Consider the following 16,795-nt stretch of genomic DNA (forward strand, 5'->3'; position numbering starts at 1 on the left):
CAAAGATACTATAAATCGCGCTTTTTTAAGATATAATAAGATGTTAAAATAAATATAAAAGCCCAAAGTAAAGCGATGCTTATTTCTGAAAAGTGTACACTGTAATCTTTTGCTACTTTTGCTCCACCAATTGTGGTTTCAATCGTTTTAATGGCGCTCAATCGGGTAAAGGGTTCTTTAATTAAATTACCCATCGATTCCATTGGAAAAAATTGAATTATGGTGTCTCCAAAATTTTTGTGTTTATCATCGCCACCTAAGATGACAAATTTAATAATCCAATAAAAAATGTTTTCTGCAATGAACCAAATGAATAAAAAGCCTAATGCAAATGCACTTCTTTTTACTAATATTCCTAAAAATAAACAGAAAGAGAAAAATGCTGTTAGCTTAACAAAAAATGCCAATAAATATTCTAAATCAGAAAATACAATTCCCATTTCATTGTAAGATGAGAATGAATATCCTAATATTAACGACATTACAAAAACGAATAGAGTAGAAGCAACAGCAAAAGTTCCCACTACTAAAAATTTGGAAAGAATAAATTCTTTTTTACTCAATCCGTCAATTAAATTTTGCTTTAAAGTGCCATAAGTATATTCGTTTGCCATCATGGAAACAATTACAATAGCTAAGAAAATTTTGAATAAAGAGGCTATGTATGTGTTAAAATGCCAGATATATGGGAAATTAAAAATTCCTTGATCAGCAATTCTAATTTCGAAGGTTCCAATACTAAATTTTATGGATGCGATTAATGCGATGAAACTTAATAAAACAAAATAAGCAAGTAATAATACTCGACTGGCTTTGTTTTTCCAAATTTTTTGAAATTCTATAGATAGTAATCTTTTCATGATGGTGTTAGTTTTTGGTTAATTCTAAAAATTGTTCTTCTAAACTGTTTTTTCTTTTTACAAGATGTTCTAAAACAATTTTTTGTTCAAACAGATACGAGTTTAAGTCTTTGGCAGCAATATCTTGATTTAAATAAACCAATACTTTTCCTTCTTCTTCCTCTATTTTTTCAACTGAAGGGTGATTTTGAAGTGCCAATTTAAGTTGCTCTTTATCGTCTGATTTTAACTCGAAAAAGCTATTGTTTTCAATCATATCATGAACCGAACCTTGATATAGCATTTCACCTTTACGCAAAACTACCACATGACTACACACTTTTTCAACTTCGTCTAATAAATGGGAAGCCAATAAAATGGTCGTGCCTTGCGAAGCGATAATTCGGATAATATCTCTAATTTGTCTAATTCCTTGCGGATCTAAACCGTTTGTTGGTTCGTCTAAAATTAAAATTTCTGGATCATTCAGTAGGGCAGAAGCAATCGCTAAACGTTGTTTCATTCCTAGTGAATACGTTCTGAATTTATCGTTTTTACGTTCTAAAAGTCCAACCAATTCTAATTTCTCATCTACTTTTGAAAGCGAAGTTCCTTTAATTTTACATACTAATTCCAAATTTTCTTTGGCAGTCATGTACGGATAAAAATTTGGTCGTTCAATAATAGCACCTACTTTTTTTAGTGCTTCGTGCGTATTAGATTTTCCTCCAAACCATTCAAAATCGCCTGAAGTTTTATTGACAACATTTAATACTATTCCTAAAGTGGTTGATTTTCCAGATCCGTTGGGTCCAAGAATTCCGTAAACATTTCCTTTTTTGATTTCAAAAGACACGTTTTTAACTGCGTGTAGATGTTTATTGAAAATCTTATTAAGATTGGTGATTTTTAAAATGGTTTCCAAGTTGATTCGTTTTTTGATTTACAAATAAGACGAACAGTTGTTGTATTTGTTACCAACTTTAAAATATAAAACATAAAAAAATCCCTAACGTTATGGCTCGGTTAGGGATTTTAAGTAAACTTGGGGCAATTATTAATATTTTATAAAGTTGTTGATTTTAACGTTTTTAGCTTTTAAATCGTGCATTAAATTGTATAAGCCAAAGAATGTTCTGTTGATGTAAATGAAATGTTTTGAACCTCGATTTCCATTCATATTTCTTAATTCGGTGCTTTTTGAATAGCGTTCGCCCAAATCGGCAATTTGTCCAAAAAATTCATCGTCTGAAAAATCAAATTCTTCCACATGAAATGGTCTTGCGAATAAGCTTAACAATTCATGAAACATGTCTGTAAAAAACTCAGTTTCTTCTTTAGAATCGTCTGTTCTTAATATTTCTAATTCGTATAATTTTGATTTAAAAAATTCTGGATTTGCTAAATTTTCTTTCTTCGCCAATTCAAAATAAGGTACATAAAAATCGTTCGGAACTTCTTTAATACAACCAAAATCTAAAGCAATAAGTTTCGTGTCTTTCGTAATCAAGAAGTTTCCTGGATGCGGATCGGCATGGACTTTTCTTAAATTGTGCATTTGAAACATATAAAAATCCCAAAGCGTTTGTCCTAAAATATTCGACTTTTCTGCATCAGTATTATGAGCGGTGAATTCTGACAAATGTTCGCCTGTCATCCAATCCATTGTGATAATTTTTTCAGAAGACCATTCAGGATAATACTTTGGAAAAATCAAATTAGGAATAGTGGCACAAGCTTCAGCCATTTCAATACTTTGCTTAACTTCGTTGATGTAATTGGTTTCTTCAATCAATTTATCTTCAACTTCTTTGAAATATTTATCCGAATCTTTTCCTTTAATATTGAACATTTTAATCGCAATTGGCTTTACCATCGCCAAATCAGAACTAATACTTTCTGCCACTCCTGGATATTGAATTTTCACAGCAAGATTTTTCCCATCCTTGCTCGCTTGGTGCACTTGACCAATGCTCGCAGCGTTTATTGAAGTGGCATTAAAAGTGTCAAATATTTCGTTTGGCTGTTTGCCAAAATAGTTTTTAAAGGTTTTGTTTACCAATGGTGGCGATAACGGTGGAACCGAAAATTGAGCTAATGAAAATTTCTCTACATAAGCACGAGGTAAAATACTTTTATCCATGCTTAGCATTTGCGCTACTTTCAAAGCGCTTCCTTTCATTTGCTTTAAACCGTCGTAAATGTCAGAAGCATTGTTAATGTTTAGATTTTCTTTGGCTTCGGCTTCAGTTTTGGTGATTTTATCACCATAATATTTTATGTAATTTACACCAACTTTTGCTCCAGTTTGAATCAGTTTGGATGCTCTCTGAATTTTTGATGTAGGAATACTATCTATAGTTTTCATCTGTGTTTACATTTTAAATGAGGCTTTTTCTTGCCACATGAATTTTCCGAAGTCAATTAAACTTTTCAAAGGAGCAATATCCATTAAATCAAAACTGGTATTGACTGATTTTTCAATGAAAATATCGGTTTTTTCAAAAGATAGCGAAGTGTCTTCTATCCAAAATTTTAAAGTGAATAAAAACTGTAACCAAGCCATTTCGCTCATGGTTTTTTCTTGAAATTCGATTAACTTTTCTTGTTTTAAATCGATTTTTTCAATTTCTAAAGTATCAAAGAATTGCTTGAAGTGTTTTCTTAATTCTGTTAATTTAGAAAGGCTTTTCAATTTGTTTTTATCTTCTTTTAAAAGTGCAACTGTAAAACTTCTGTTAGCAGTTAACATTTCAAAATACGTGAAATAAAAACTTAATAATTTAGTTCGTGCATCATACGATTCGAAATCTTCGCTTTTTTCTAACAAGCCCATTGTTTGCTGAAATAATGAAGTGAAAAAGGTTTTCTCTATTTGTTCAAAAGATGAAAAATTAGCATAAAAAACAGTTTCTTCAAAGTTGTATTGCTTCGCAAATTTATATACCGAATGTGGCGCTTTGTTATTTTCTAAAAAATAATCAATGTAGAAACCTAAAATATCTTGATTAGTAATCTCTTTCTTCTTTGCCATGACTTTTAAAATTTCATCAAAGGTAAAGAATGTTTAATTTATAATCAAAAAAGTTAAACAAATATTTTGTTAAAGTTCTTTCAAAAAAAACCTCAAGTACAAAGTTGTAATTGAGGTTTAATATTTTGGATGTAAATGCCTTATGATTTCTGTTCTTTATTGAAGTAAACCAAGTAATAATACATTTGTTTTTCTTCGTCCCAACCTTTTTCAACGAATTTCTCCGCACTTTCTGGGTTAATGAAATCCAATTTGATTTGGATATTAGTATCTAATTGAATCGTGTTTTTTAAGGTACGACGCACATCAGTAACGGCAGCATTCGCAATTGGAAAACTGGATACGTCTTCGATGCTGTATTTGGCACCTTTATCTACTTTATAATTTTTGAATTCTGGTATGAATTCAGGATTCTGCATTACTTCGTTTAAGAAAGCTGTTTCTTCAAACTCATCATTTTTTGCAAAGTGATTGATAGCACGGTTCATGAACAATACTTCTTGTTGTTTGTCTTCTGCTGGTAAAACTACTTCTTTAGCAAATTCTTGACAGAATTTTAAGTATTTTTTGGTCATGAAGTTTTCATCTTGAAACGCATCAACTGATAAGAAATGCTCTAACCAATAACGCGCATCGTAACGGTTGCTATCAACGGTTAAAATTTTGTAGCCTTCTTCTTTTTTGTAGTTGAAAATGATACAACCTTTATCTAACTTATTCAAGTTGATTCCTTGTTGTAAAATCATTTCTAAGTTACTTTCTTTTTCTTCAAATTGTAAGAAATCGGTTTGTACTTCACTTTTGAAAACACCAATAGCATCAACAACATTGTTATCGATAGAAACGTGTGTAAAATAAGCTACATACACTTCTCCATTTTTAATATGCGGATGATTCGATTGTTCGAAAAGGTGTTTCGTGATTTTTTTTGAAACGTTGTGAATTTCGCTTGGGTTATTGAAAACTTCGGTAGCAAAATTGTACATTTCGTTATATTCTAAATCTACTTCGTGAGCAAACTGAAAGTAATTTTCTTCTTTTTCACGAAATGGTTTAAAGAAAAATTCTTTTAATAAAGGCATGATTTCATCATTCAACCCGTATGGATTTTCAGATAAGAAGATAGCTTCGTTTCTGCTTTTGTTTCCTACGCGGTGAATTGATAAATTCTCAATATGAGCATTAAATAGATTGATCATTTTTTATAGTTTAGATAAAAGAGCCAAGATAGAACAGGTTTGTTTTTTCTTGGCTTTTACAGATTGTATTTTGGTTTATTCTTTTTAATTCTTTGGCTTTTAGTTCCAATTTTCTTCAAATCCCATGTCTTCAAAACTATCGTCTCCATCAAACATGTCGTAATCTTCGTCGTCTAAATCGTCTTCAAATTCCCCGAACATATCTTCTTCAGATAAATCTCCTCTGAATCCACTTTGTAGGGCTTCGGCTGGAAGTTCACCATGTGAAAATAAAAGAGCAGGATAGGTTTCACCAATTTGTTTGTCATTCTCAATGGCAGCTAATTCTAAGAAAAAAGTCCACATAGAAAACAAATCATACACATAAACTAATTTAGTGTTTTGTTCGTGAACTAAATCGTCTAATCTATATTCAGCCATAGTTTTGATTTCGCCAGGAATATCACCTGTGTCAAACAACGGAATACCATCTTCTTCATGCCAAGACCAATCAGCACCACAGGTATAAAAAGCGCCTACTTCGGTACCGTCAAAACCAAATGCATTGATTAAAGCATTGTGTAAATCTTCTAATGAGTTGTCGCTTTCGATGGCAATATCTCTAAAAATATCTTCTTCAGCATCGAGAATAGCTCTGAATTTATAAATCATAATCGTTGAAATTTTAAGAACTGCAAAAGTAATTATTATTTACGAGAAACTTTTTTGCTTTTGCGAATTGTTGATAAGATTTTATTTTAGTTGGTTAATTTTTTTTTCAGCTAATGCTTTTGCTTTTTTATCACCAACTTCTGTTATCTTTTGATAATATTTTAATGCATTCTTTTTATCAGATAGGCGCTCATAGATTAATCCAATATTATTTAATACTATAGTATCATTTGGATTTATTTTTTCTGCTTTGAGATAGAGTTCTAATGCTTCTTTGTTTTTTCCTTCAATTAAAAAAGTCACACCATAACTCGATATTACAAATATGTCATTTGGAAAAATGTTGTACATTTTTTTTGCAACTTTTTTTAAGTTTTCATCAGATTCGATTTGAAATAAGGTGTTTTGATAACTTTGCATTGAATCAATAAAAAAAATCTCTGAATCTTCTAGAATCTTATCATTTGACCAAAACCATTTATGATTTATCTTTTTGGAATAGTCTATAGTTTTTAATATTTCGGTAGTAAATTCATCAAATTTTTTAACTTCTCCTAATGTATGTATTTTTCCAAATCGTAAATCTAATCTATTTGGAAAAAGTTTTATTGCTTCGTCAATTGTGTTTTGAGAAATTTTAAACAAGGAATCATTTGTGTTAATTTGTGAATACATATATCCAGACTTGTTGCCTAATGAATCACTTAGTACTAGAGCTTCTTTGCCTTCTTGAGATTCATCTTGAGTTAATTGTAATACTTCCTGTTGAGACTCTTTAAAATAAAAATTAAAAGCAGAAATATAATATTCAACATCATTTTTTGATGTTTTTTTCCAGTTTTTAAGAATATTTTTTATTTCAGTAGAGTTGTATTCGTTTTCACGGAATTTTGATGTAAATTCTTTCTTGAAATCTTGTCCAAAAAGAATTAAAGGGCAAATAAAAAGTAATGTTACTATTTTTTTCATTTTAATACGTTTAAAAAATGGATAATGAAGTTTCTGTTGTTAATCGTTCTAAGGTTTCTAAACCATAAAATGAATTTCCTTTTTTGTTTAATTTCGGACTCCAAACCGCTACCGTATAATGATTTGGGAAAACCGCAACGACGCCACCTCCAACACCACTTTTTCCAGGAAGCCCAACTTTAAACGTAAATTCACCCGCTTGATCATAAAAACCACACATTTGCATTAAGGCGTTCATGCGTTTACATTTGCTTGTGGAAAGGAATTTTTTATCACTTTTTGGAATCACACCATTATTAGCGAAAACTTGAAAACATTTACCCAAATCCACACAACTCATTTCAATAGAACATTGATGATAATAAAAGTCTAATACCGCTTCTGGTTCGTTTTTGATGTTGCTGAATGATTTGATAAAGTTAACCAAAGCAGCATTTCGGTAACCAAATGCTTTTTCAGATTGCGCTACATTTTCGTTGTAATTAATATTTGGATTTTCGGTCAGTTCTCTTACGAAATCAAGAAGAAAGGCTTTTGGATTTTCAAAATGCTCCAACATTAAATCAGCAATAACCAAAGCGCCAGCATTAATAAACGGATTTCTTGGAATACCATTTTCGTTTTCCAATTGCACTAACGAATTAAACGAATTTCCAGAAGGTTCATAACCCACGCGTTCCCATAAATCGTTTCCAATTTTAGAGAATATTAGCGAAGTCGTAATGACTTTTGAAATACTTTGAATAGAAAATTTCTCCAAAGCTTCACCTTTTGTAAACACATTTTGATATTTATCTACCAATGCAATCCCGTACTTATTAGCATCAATTTTTGCTAATTCTGGAATGTAATCGGCTACTTTTCCGGTGTTTTCAATTTGGATGACTTCGTTATAGATTCCGTCTAAAATATATTGAAATGCCATAAATCTAATTTTGGTAAAAGTAATTAAAATCGGGAAAGATACAATTCATCCTCAAAAAATGACAGTTGGGTTAGTTTCAATTTTATTCAAGGTTTTTCAGTTGCAACTTTGCTTCATCAAAATCAACAAAAATGAAATCTTTTTTAACTTTTTTAATCGCATTTACTTCACTAATCTCTTTTGGGCAAACCGAAATCAAAGGACAAATTGTCGATGAACAAGGAATGCCATTTGCTGGTGCCAATGTTTTTGTAATTGGAACTTATGATGGAACTACTTCAGACGAAAAGGGAAATTTTAGTTTCAAAACAACTGCTTCAGGAAATCAGAAATTACAAATTAGTTTTTTGTCGTATGAAACGATAATTTATGATTTTGTGGTTGAAACGTTTCAATCAAAAGTTTTTACAATTAAAGAAAGCCTCAATACTTTAAATGCTGTAGAAGTTACTGCAGGAACTTTCAAAGCAGGCGATAATAGTAAAGCAACTGCTCTTAAAGCGATGGATATTGTAACAACAGCTGGTTCTGCTGGAAACATTATTTCGGCTTTAGAAACTTTGCCAGGAACACAAACGGTTGGTGAAAACGGAAGATTATTTGTTCGCGGTGGTGAAGCAGACGAAACCCAAACGTATGTTGACGGAATTCGTGTTGGGCAACCTTATGGACCAAGTGCTAACAATGTGCCAACAAGAGGTAGATTTTCACCTTTTTTGTTTAGTGGAATTACATTTTCTACTGGTGGTTATAGTGCGGAATTTGGTGATGCTTTATCAAGTGTTTTATTATTAAATACAATTGATGAACCGACTCAAAACCAAACGGATATTTCAATTATGACGGTTGGATTTGGATTAGGGAAAACTAAAAAATGGGAGAAAAGTTCGTTTACATTCAATACAAGTTACATCAATTTGGCGCCATATCAATTAGTGGTTCCGCAGAATTTAGATTGGAATAAACCTGTTCAGTCTCTTTCAGGAGAAAGTGTTTTTCGATATAAATTTAAAAATGGAATTTTAAAAGTTTACGGGGCTTTCGATTATTCTACATTCGATTTGAATCAGAAAGATGTAAATTTTGATGAGAAAATTCGTTTTGATTTGCAGAATAATAACTTCTATTTCAATACTTCGTATAAAGGTTATTTGAATGATAATTTACAACTTCAAACCGGATTTAGTTATGGTTATGCACAAAATAAAATCGGAATTTCTGAAGATAAAGTTGCGAATAACGAACGAACATTACATACTAAATTCAAATTAAGAAACTCAATCTCAAACCATTTTAAATTGAGTGTTGGTGCCGATTTGTTTCACACGAATTTTGATGAGAATTTCAATGTTTTCGGTTATGGCTATCAAAATAATTCCATTGCATTTTTCACAGAAGCGGAAGTTTTATTGTCGAGAAAAGTAGCTTTTAATGTTGGATTACGTTCTTCAAATGCTTCGGTTGTTGATGAGTTTACAGTAGAACCAAGAGTTTCATTCGCCTACAAAGTGGCTGAAAATAGTCAGTTTTCAATGGCTTACGGAAATTTCAACCAAACTGCAAAACAAGATTATTTGAAATTCAACTCTAATTTAGATTACGAAACCACTTCGCATTACATTTTGAATTATATGTACAACAAACAAGGAAGAATGTTTCGTGCGGAAGCGTTTTTTAAGGATTATAAAAATTTAGTAAAATACGATGGAACGCAAGCCAACTTTGACAGTAATTACAATAATGAAGGTTTTGGTTATGCAAAAGGCTTGGATTTGTTTTGGAGAGACAGCAAAACCATCAAGAATTTAGAGTATTGGATTTCGTATTCGTTTATTGATTCGGAACGCGATTTTAGAAATTATGAAACTCAAGTTACGCCTTCGTTTGTTGCGAATCATAATTTTTCACTGGTTACTAAGTACTTTGTAAGTAAATGGAAATCTCAAATTAGTGCGACGTATTCATACAATTCAGGTAGACCGTATGATAACCCAAATGTTACTGAATTTATGTCCGAAAAAACAAAATCATTCAACAATTTAAGCTTTAGTTGGGCTTATTTGTTATCCCAACAAAAAATATTGTTTTTCTCAGTAACCAATGTTTTAGGAACCGAAAATGTATTTGGTTATCAATATGCCAACACGCCTTCTATTTCAGGACAATTTCAGCGTCAAGCTATTACACAAGCAGCTGATCGATTCATTTTTGTAGGTTTATTTTGGACTATTAGCGACAATAAGAAGACGAATAATTTGGATAATTTATAACCATTTAGTTTTTAATGAATTTTATTTTTTCATCAAAATTGGTCAAAATAAAATAGACACCATTAATTAAATTATCTGTTTGTATGATATAATTTGATTTATTTTCATTGTTAGTGTATACAACTTGTCCTAAAACATTAATTATATTAAAGGTAAAATTTTTATTATTGTTTATACTCAAATGTGATTTTGCTGGATTTGGATACGCAACTAAAGAAACTTGTTCAAATAAAGGGTTGCTTAATGTTTGTATATCTATTGTTTTTGTTATTATGCTTTGGCAACCATCTTTTATTACTTTTAATGTAACAGTTTTTGTTCCAGTTTCTGTAAAAGTATGTGTCAGATTAATATCACCCGATATAACTTCATTGTTAATGTTCCATTCTACGGTAGTGTAATTGGAAGATTGATTGTTAAAAGTTACTTGAGGACCATTTATCTGGAATACAAAATCGGCATTAAGGTTATACGTGTTTATAAGCCAATTACTCCTATTTGTTAATGTTACATTGTCTGCAATTCCTTGAAAATATGTGGCATTTCCTTGGGTAACTCCACCTAAATAATTAGAAACATTTACATTTTCTTGATAAATTGTTGTAAATGCTGTACAAGCAACTAAATAGGAACCATTCAAATTTGGATGTACATCATTATAGCTACTATGTAAAAGTAAATCTTGACTACTGCTAAAATGATTTCTTGCCGATTCTCCTGCTGGAATTAAAGGAATTCTTAGACCATGAGCCATTTTAGTTATAGAGTCTTTTATTTTAGTTTGAATATTAAAATAATCATTATAATCTGGAACATTATTAGTAGCTTTTATTCCATAAGGAATTTGATATAGAAATATTTTGGCACAAGGACTATATTTTCTAATAGAATCAATCATTCTTTGACCTCTTTGAATAGTTGTATTTACTGGCCAAGAAACTCCTGCCGATTCAGAGGTTCCAGGTTGTAGAATTACGTTTGTCCAAACATTATTTCTCAAAAGATTATAAACATTATTATCTACATGATGATTTATAAAGCCAGTTCCTCCAGGGGCATAATATTCTGCTTGTACATTTTTGCCTTTAGAATTTGCGATTTCTTGAAACAAGTTTGGCATATTATTAAAATAAGTCATACTGTTTCCAATGAATAAAGTTTTTTCTTGTGCAGGAATTAATATTATAGATGTAAAAAAACATAATATTATGAATTTCAGTTTCATAGAATGGTAATTTGGGAAAACAAATATATGTTTTTTTTATTTTATACAATTCATCCTCAAAAATCAACAGTTCGGTAAGTATAAGTTTTAAAAGAATAAAATCTAACGGAAATTTGAATCATCAAAACAATTTCAATAACAAAAACAATTTCAATAATTAAACATTAGAAATCATGACAAAAATTATCACTATCATCGCATTATTTGTAGCTTCAGTAGTAAGTGCTCAAGGACAATTTGAACAAGGAATGGGTAAAGCATTACAAACTTGGAAAGAAGGAAAACCAGCAGAAGCGGTTGCGCAATTAGAACGAATTGCATCGGTTGAAAAAACAAATTGGTTACCAAATTATTACATTGCTTTTATCAATACAACACAAGCTTTTGGTGAGAAAGATAAAACTAAAATGGAATCTTTATTAAGAGTAGCTCAAAAAGCACAAGATGTTTGTAATGAGCTAGCACAAGATAATCCTGAAGTTTTAGTAATGCAAGCTATGATTCACACCGCTTGGATTGTTTATGATCCAATGACAAACGGACAAAAATTATCGGGAGATGTAATGTACATTTTAAATAAAGCTTACAAAATTGCTCCTGAAAATCCGAGAGTTGTGTTTCAAAAAGCTTCGTTTGAAATTGGAATGGCACAATATTTTGGTCAAGATACAAAACCAATGTGTGCTCAAATTGAAAAATCTATCGAACTTTTTGCTACTTTTAAACCTGAAACAGCTTTTCATCCAAGTTGGGGATTAGATAGAGCACAGGCAGAATTAAAAAAATGTAAATAAAATCAATTATGATTGATAAATTAATAAAACAGTTTCCAAGAGCTACCTTTATAATACTAATTGTATTTGTGGTTTTAATTATCATAAGATTACTATCTGGAGGTTCAGTTGGGTTTAATGAAGGATTAGCTTGGCAATTTTTCTATACAACGCTTTACGGATACTCACTTTATTATGCCAATGCCATCATTTTTGTAAAACTAGATGATGTTTATCAAACCGACAGATTTTCTAGAAATAGAATTGTTCAAGGATTTGCTCTTTCGTTTATTGTATCAGTAATTGTAATTTTTTTACTTCGAATTGTAGAAGATGTATTAATTGAAGGGAAAACAATTCAAGAATTTTTAGCAAATGAAAGACCTTCTAATTACATTGTTTCAGTCGTAATTACGTTTGTTGTAACCTTAGCCATTCATGCGATTTATTTTTACAAAGCCTATCAAGAAAACAAAGTCAAAGAACAAAAAATTATTGCAGGAACCGCTTCGGCACAGTTTGAAAGTTTAAAAAACCAAATCGATCCGCATTTTTTGTTTAATAGTTTGAATGTATTGAGTTCGTTAATTGAAGAAAATCCAGAAAGTGCTCAAAAGTTCACGACTTCGCTTTCAAAAGTATATCGCTATGTTTTGGAGCAAAAAGACAAAGAATTGGTTTCGGTAGCTGAAGAATTAAAGTTTGCCAAAACGTATATGAATTTACTAAAAATGCGATTTGAAAACAGCATTACATTTGAAATTCCAGAAGGTTTTGATAACGAAGAAGCAAAAGTAGTTCCATTATCATTGCAATTATTATTAGAAAACTGCATCAAACACAATGTAGTCAGCGAAGCAAAACCGCTTCACGTAAAAATTACTATCGAAAATAATCAGTTGGTCGTAACAAATAATCTTCAAAAGAAAGAAGTTTTATCAAACCGAAAAGGCGTTGGACTACAAAATATCGTTAATCGATACGCTATATTAACAAAAAGAACAGTTTTGGTAGAAGAAAATGAGCAAGAATTCAAGATTTTTCTACCTATTTTAACCAAACAAATTACCATCATGGAAACACAAAATATATATAACGAAAACTTAGCTTATCAAAGAGCAAAAGACAAAGTAGAACAATTAAAAGGATTTTACGGCAATTTAATTTCGTATTGCATCGTAATTCCGGTTTTGATAATTATTAATTTACAATCTTCAAATAATTTTCAATGGTTTTGGTTCCCAATGTTAGGTTGGGGAATGGGATTAACCTTTCACGCTTTAGAAACTTTTGGTTACGGAAAATCATGGGAAGAGCGTAAAATAAACGAATTGATGAATAAAGACGATAATTCTAAAAACTGGAAGTAATCATGGAAGCAAATCAATTTGATATAGAAAAATACAACAAAGCAAAAGAAAGAGTAAAAGAATTAAAAGGATTTTACGGTCATTTAGCAAGTTATGTTGTTGTAATTCCAGTTTTGATTTTCATTAACTTGTATTTTTCGCCTAAACATATTTGGTTTTATTGGCCTATGTTAGGTTGGGGAACCGGTTTGTTTTTTCATGCTGTTGGCGTTTTTAATATCATTCCGTTTTTTGGAAAAGATTGGGATGATAAAAAGATTAAAGAAATAATGGAAAAAGAAAAAAACACAAAATGGGAATAATTTTATTTCCAATTAAAAAATAGAAATCATGAACACACAAGACGAAATCAAATATCAAGAAGCCTTAAAACGAGTTAAAAAAATTAAAGGCTTTTACACACACGCAATTGTATATGTTTTTGTTAACATAATGATCGTTTTTCTTAATGTTAAGAACTTAGATCCAGGCGAAAGTTATTTTCAGTTTAAGAATTTTATGACGGCATTTTTCTGGGGAATTGGTTTAGTAGCACATGGTCTTTCGGTTTTTGTACCTAATTGGATTATGGGACAAAACTGGGAAGAGCGTAAGATTAAGGAATTCATGGAGAAAGAGAAGGCGAATAAGTGGGAATAATCAAACGCTGAATAATGAACAACCAATGTTGAATTTTGAAGTTTTAAAACAATGAATATATTAATAATCGAAGACGAAAAACCAGCAGCACGATTGTTGCAACGCAAAGTAGAAAAATTAGGATTGCAAGTGAATACCATGTTGCATTCGGTTGAAGAATCCATTATTTGGTTTCAAAACAATCCGCATCCTGATTTGATTTTTTTGGACATTCAATTGTCTGATGGTTTGTCGTTTGAGATATTTGAGCAAATCGATATTAAAAGTGCCGTGATTTTCACAACCGCTTATGATGAATATGCATTGCGCGCTTTTAAGTTAAATAGTATAGATTATTTATTGAAGCCTATTGATGAAGAAGATTTGGAAGTAGCTGTGAATAAATTCAGAGCGAGAAACCAAACGCAAAATATTTCATTAGATTTTGAAGCGATTAAGCGCATGTTAGTCAATCCATTGGAAAAAGAATATAAAAAGCGATTTTCAGTAAAAATTGGACAACAATTAAAAGTGATTTCAATTGATGAAGTAGAATGTTTTTACAGCGAAAACAAAGGAACTTATATTCACACTATAGACAATCGCGATTATTTAATCGATTCCACTTTAGAGGTTGTTGAAGCCGAAATCAATCCAAAAGATTTTTATCGCGTAAGCCGAAAATTCATTGTTCCGTTGAAGGCCGTTAAAGAAATTCAAGTGTATTCTAATTCAAGATTAAAAATCATTTTACCAACTTACAAAGACGATGAGGTTATTGTTGCCAGAGAACGAGTTGGTGATTTTAAAGAGTGGATTGGATAAATTGTTAATTACAATTCTGTTCGTGTAAATCCACAAAGTAAATAATACCTTTGTCTTTTATGACTTTTTTATCTAAAGTTTCGTGAAGTTTTGGACAATCTTTAGCAAAGATTATTTCAACATTGTTTTTTAAGAAGCTAAACCAATTGGTAGCTGCTGAATCATGTAATAATATAGCATAGTTTTCATTTGGTTTATTTACATAAAACGTTCCGCTATCTTGGCTAGTTGGAGTTCCTAATGCTCCATATCCTGCTGATAGAAACCATGCATAATATAAGTTTATTTTACCTTCTTTAACAACATGAACACATGATAACTTGCTGTCTATTTTTATTTCATTTGATTTACTAAATGGTTTAAAATAAGCTAAGTAAGTGATAAGGTATTTTTGAGTTTGTTTTTTCTTGTCGACAATATTGAAATGACTGATTTTTTCTATTTCAATTTTTTCTGATTTACCTTTTTCAGTTTCTTTAAATTTGATATGTTTATTTGCTGAATCATCTGGAAGTTCTATTAGTCCTTTTTTAACAGATTGGTCTTTCATGATCATTTCTCCTGGATAAAATTGAGAAAATGATAAAAATGGAAGTAACAATAGAAGATAAATAGAATTTTTCATGAGTGTTTTAATTTAGGTATTGACTTAAAACAAATATATAAATATTTCAATAAGTTGAATATTTTTTTGAGATTTATCTTAATAATTTAATGTACAACTAAAAATTAAAATAAAAGCGCCAATACACAAAAAATCCAATTAGAATCAGATAAAACAAACTGTTTAAACTTAAGATAATCAAAGCAAAAGAATTCCAAAGCTTTTCTTTAATTAGTTTTAAATTGAATATAATTAACGGAATTATGAGTACTAAAATCACATAAGGCAAATAAGAAGTAATACTTATTATTGGACTAAAAGAACTTTTATAAGGAGACGCAAAATAGAAAATATTCATATTTGTACTTAAAACATACATGTAGTAAAATAAAATGAGTCCAAGCGGAATTAAAAGTAATTTGATACTGTTGAATTTATTGGTTTTTCTGTTTTTTATATAATTCACAAAAAAGTAAAAAGAACTCATAAAAATGAATAATCCGCAAAACACCAGAAAAAGGCGTAAAGTATCATTGTTTTGAGGTATTTGATATGAAGCTAGTTTTTCAAATTCATCATTTTTTGGAAATAAAGAATCGACTTTTAGAATGTGATTTCCCTTAGCTAATTCATCTTTAATATTGAATTGAATAGTTTTGTCATATTTATGATAGAAGTATAAATTCACGGTTCCGCTAGTGTTATCCCAAATAGAAGTTAATAGTGTTCCGTCGCCAATTTTTTCTCTGCAAACATGCATGGTGTCGGATAATTTTCGGCAAAATTCTAAATCGGTTTCTAATTTGTTATTCAAAAACAAAACACCATTTTGATAGCGTTCTAATTTAGAAGCATCTTCTTTTGATGTTATAGATGGACAAAAATTAGATAAAACATAACTTGCATCATTGCCCGAAATAATTTTGTAAGGTTCCACCACGATGTATTTTCCGGATTTATCAACGTAAATGAAAACATCTTCTATAAAATAACTGTAATCGTATTTTTCAATAAAGTTTTTTACATCTTCAACTGTTTTGCAAGTGTGAAGAATGTCTTTTAGATATTGAGTTGGATTGTTTATTTTTAGGCGGTTTTTAAAATTGGAATTCTTATTTTCTGGATGATACGATGCTAATCTTGAAAATATCAATCCGTGCTCATTCATTCCAGATTGTGGTGCATAACCATTTTTTCCATCAAATCTAGAACCCGTAAAAGCAGTACCAAAAGGAGCTTTTTTGTTCCCAATTTCAAACCAAATATGTGGCGTTGTTCTCCATGCATCCTCATTACAACCCACCATGGTTTTACCATTTTTGGTCACTTTGTACATACTACATGGATTTGCAATATTTATCGATAAAAGAAATAAAAGGGCAAAAACGATTTTAATACTTTTCATACAATTCCATTTGGTTCAATAATAAAACGACTGAATTGCTAAAATGTTACATTCTTAATAAATTTGAATTAATTGAATTTGTCTTTAA

The 16,795-nt window shown here is 30.4% G+C and carries 17 protein-coding genes; 6 read left to right on the top strand and 11 right to left on the bottom strand.

Annotated features, from left to right (window positions below; all coding sequences use genetic code 11):
• Positions 1 to 8: 8 nt before the first annotated feature.
• From C8D80_RS09960 to C8D80_RS09995, 8 genes are all read right to left on the bottom strand, one after another.
• Complete coding sequence (locus tag C8D80_RS09960; RefSeq protein WP_133609912.1) at positions 9 to 860, bottom strand: ABC transporter permease; 852 nt, start codon at positions 858 to 860, stop codon at positions 9 to 11.
• A gap of 7 nt (positions 861 to 867) precedes the next feature.
• A complete protein-coding gene (locus C8D80_RS09965) occupies positions 868 to 1,764 on the bottom strand; it encodes an ABC transporter ATP-binding protein (RefSeq protein WP_133609914.1) in 897 nt (298 codons plus the stop codon).
• Between the two features lie 132 nt (positions 1,765 to 1,896).
• The gene (locus C8D80_RS09970; protein ID WP_133609916.1) at positions 1,897 to 3,207 is read right to left on the bottom strand and encodes an ABC1 kinase family protein; all 1,311 of its coding nucleotides are present in this window, start codon (positions 3,205 to 3,207) and stop codon (positions 1,897 to 1,899) included.
• A 6-nt stretch (positions 3,208 to 3,213) separates the two neighbouring features.
• Entirely contained in the window at positions 3,214 to 3,873 is a 660-nt protein-coding gene (locus C8D80_RS09975; RefSeq protein ID WP_133609918.1) for a TetR family transcriptional regulator C-terminal domain-containing protein, read from the bottom strand.
• Positions 3,874 to 4,013: 140 nt separating this feature from the next.
• On the bottom strand, positions 4,014 to 5,072 hold the full coding sequence (locus C8D80_RS09980) for a nucleoid-associated protein (RefSeq protein WP_133609920.1): 1,059 nt from the start codon (positions 5,070 to 5,072) through the stop codon (positions 4,014 to 4,016).
• 99 nt (positions 5,073 to 5,171) lie between these two features.
• On the bottom strand, positions 5,172 to 5,723 hold the full coding sequence (locus tag C8D80_RS09985; RefSeq protein WP_133609922.1) for an IS1096 element passenger TnpR family protein: 552 nt from the start codon (positions 5,721 to 5,723) through the stop codon (positions 5,172 to 5,174).
• An 81-nt stretch (positions 5,724 to 5,804) separates the two neighbouring features.
• On the bottom strand, positions 5,805 to 6,692 hold the full coding sequence (locus C8D80_RS09990; protein ID WP_133609924.1) for a tetratricopeptide repeat protein: 888 nt from the start codon (positions 6,690 to 6,692) through the stop codon (positions 5,805 to 5,807).
• Between the two features lie 10 nt (positions 6,693 to 6,702).
• On the bottom strand, positions 6,703 to 7,617 hold the full coding sequence (locus tag C8D80_RS09995; RefSeq protein ID WP_133609926.1) for a glutaminase: 915 nt from the start codon (positions 7,615 to 7,617) through the stop codon (positions 6,703 to 6,705).
• Positions 7,618 to 7,748: 131 nt separating this feature from the next.
• Here C8D80_RS09995 and C8D80_RS10000 point away from each other — a divergent pair, with 131 nt between their 5' ends.
• Positions 7,749 to 9,887 carry a TonB-dependent receptor gene (locus tag C8D80_RS10000; RefSeq protein ID WP_133609928.1) on the top strand — a complete coding sequence of 713 codons (2,139 nt, stop codon included), beginning with the start codon at positions 7,749 to 7,751 and terminating at the stop codon, positions 9,885 to 9,887.
• A 4-nt stretch (positions 9,888 to 9,891) separates the two neighbouring features.
• Here C8D80_RS10000 and C8D80_RS10005 read toward each other — a convergent pair whose 3' ends face one another.
• Entirely contained in the window at positions 9,892 to 11,112 is a 1,221-nt protein-coding gene (locus C8D80_RS10005; protein WP_133609930.1) for a T9SS type A sorting domain-containing protein, read from the bottom strand.
• A gap of 173 nt (positions 11,113 to 11,285) precedes the next feature.
• On the opposite strand from C8D80_RS10005, the gene C8D80_RS10010 reads away from it, so the two are divergent.
• Genes C8D80_RS10010 through C8D80_RS10030 form a run of 5 tightly spaced genes read left to right on the top strand, consistent with a single transcriptional unit; the run spans position 11,286 to position 14,698 of the window.
• Complete coding sequence (locus C8D80_RS10010; protein WP_133609933.1) at positions 11,286 to 11,906, top strand: hypothetical protein; 621 nt, start codon at positions 11,286 to 11,288, stop codon at positions 11,904 to 11,906.
• 8 nt (positions 11,907 to 11,914) lie between these two features.
• Entirely contained in the window at positions 11,915 to 13,255 is a 1,341-nt protein-coding gene (locus tag C8D80_RS10015) for a 2TM domain-containing protein (RefSeq protein ID WP_133609935.1), read from the top strand.
• 2 nt (positions 13,256 to 13,257) lie between these two features.
• On the top strand, positions 13,258 to 13,557 hold the full coding sequence (locus tag C8D80_RS10020; RefSeq protein WP_133609937.1) for a 2TM domain-containing protein: 300 nt from the start codon (positions 13,258 to 13,260) through the stop codon (positions 13,555 to 13,557).
• Positions 13,558 to 13,585: 28 nt separating this feature from the next.
• Positions 13,586 to 13,894: a 2TM domain-containing protein gene (locus C8D80_RS10025; RefSeq protein ID WP_133609939.1), complete on the top strand. Its 309-nt coding sequence runs from the start codon at positions 13,586 to 13,588 to the stop codon at positions 13,892 to 13,894.
• A 51-nt stretch (positions 13,895 to 13,945) separates the two neighbouring features.
• The gene (locus C8D80_RS10030) at positions 13,946 to 14,698 is read left to right on the top strand and encodes a LytR/AlgR family response regulator transcription factor (RefSeq protein ID WP_133609941.1); all 753 of its coding nucleotides are present in this window, start codon (positions 13,946 to 13,948) and stop codon (positions 14,696 to 14,698) included.
• A 4-nt stretch (positions 14,699 to 14,702) separates the two neighbouring features.
• Here the strand turns inward: C8D80_RS10030 and C8D80_RS10035 are convergent, their stop codons facing one another.
• Together C8D80_RS10035 and C8D80_RS10040 are read right to left on the bottom strand one after the other, a co-directional pair.
• Complete coding sequence (locus tag C8D80_RS10035; RefSeq protein WP_133609943.1) at positions 14,703 to 15,323, bottom strand: hypothetical protein; 621 nt, start codon at positions 15,321 to 15,323, stop codon at positions 14,703 to 14,705.
• A 97-nt stretch (positions 15,324 to 15,420) separates the two neighbouring features.
• A complete protein-coding gene (locus C8D80_RS10040; RefSeq protein WP_133609945.1) occupies positions 15,421 to 16,707 on the bottom strand; it encodes an Ntn hydrolase family protein in 1,287 nt (428 codons plus the stop codon).
• Between the last annotated feature and the right edge of the window lie 88 nt (positions 16,708 to 16,795).

It is taken from the genome of Flavobacterium cheniae (assembly GCF_004363695.1).
Classification (GTDB): domain Bacteria; phylum Bacteroidota; class Bacteroidia; order Flavobacteriales; family Flavobacteriaceae; genus Flavobacterium; species Flavobacterium cheniae.

Coding starts and splice junctions, on each gene's coding strand:
- C8D80_RS10025 (WP_133609939.1), top strand. CDS start 13,586: ATGAACACACAAGACGAAATCAAATATCAAGAAGCCTTAAAACGAGTT.
- C8D80_RS10040 (WP_133609945.1), bottom strand. CDS start 16,707: ATGAAAAGTATTAAAATCGTTTTTGCCCTTTTATTTCTTTTATCGATA.
- C8D80_RS09970 (WP_133609916.1), bottom strand. CDS start 3,207: ATGAAAACTATAGATAGTATTCCTACATCAAAAATTCAGAGAGCATCC.
- C8D80_RS09980 (WP_133609920.1), bottom strand. CDS start 5,072: ATGATCAATCTATTTAATGCTCATATTGAGAATTTATCAATTCACCGC.
- C8D80_RS10000 (WP_133609928.1), top strand. CDS start 7,749: ATGAAATCTTTTTTAACTTTTTTAATCGCATTTACTTCACTAATCTCT.
- C8D80_RS10005 (WP_133609930.1), bottom strand. CDS start 11,112: ATGAAACTGAAATTCATAATATTATGTTTTTTTACATCTATAATATTA.
- C8D80_RS09995 (WP_133609926.1), bottom strand. CDS start 7,617: ATGGCATTTCAATATATTTTAGACGGAATCTATAACGAAGTCATCCAA.
- C8D80_RS10015 (WP_133609935.1), top strand. CDS start 11,915: ATGATTGATAAATTAATAAAACAGTTTCCAAGAGCTACCTTTATAATA.
- C8D80_RS09990 (WP_133609924.1), bottom strand. CDS start 6,692: ATGAAAAAAATAGTAACATTACTTTTTATTTGCCCTTTAATTCTTTTT.
- C8D80_RS09985 (WP_133609922.1), bottom strand. CDS start 5,723: ATGATTTATAAATTCAGAGCTATTCTCGATGCTGAAGAAGATATTTTT.
- C8D80_RS10030 (WP_133609941.1), top strand. CDS start 13,946: ATGAATATATTAATAATCGAAGACGAAAAACCAGCAGCACGATTGTTG.
- C8D80_RS10010 (WP_133609933.1), top strand. CDS start 11,286: ATGACAAAAATTATCACTATCATCGCATTATTTGTAGCTTCAGTAGTA.
- C8D80_RS10020 (WP_133609937.1), top strand. CDS start 13,258: ATGGAAGCAAATCAATTTGATATAGAAAAATACAACAAAGCAAAAGAA.
- C8D80_RS10035 (WP_133609943.1), bottom strand. CDS start 15,323: ATGAAAAATTCTATTTATCTTCTATTGTTACTTCCATTTTTATCATTT.
- C8D80_RS09960 (WP_133609912.1), bottom strand. CDS start 860: ATGAAAAGATTACTATCTATAGAATTTCAAAAAATTTGGAAAAACAAA.
- C8D80_RS09975 (WP_133609918.1), bottom strand. CDS start 3,873: ATGGCAAAGAAGAAAGAGATTACTAATCAAGATATTTTAGGTTTCTAC.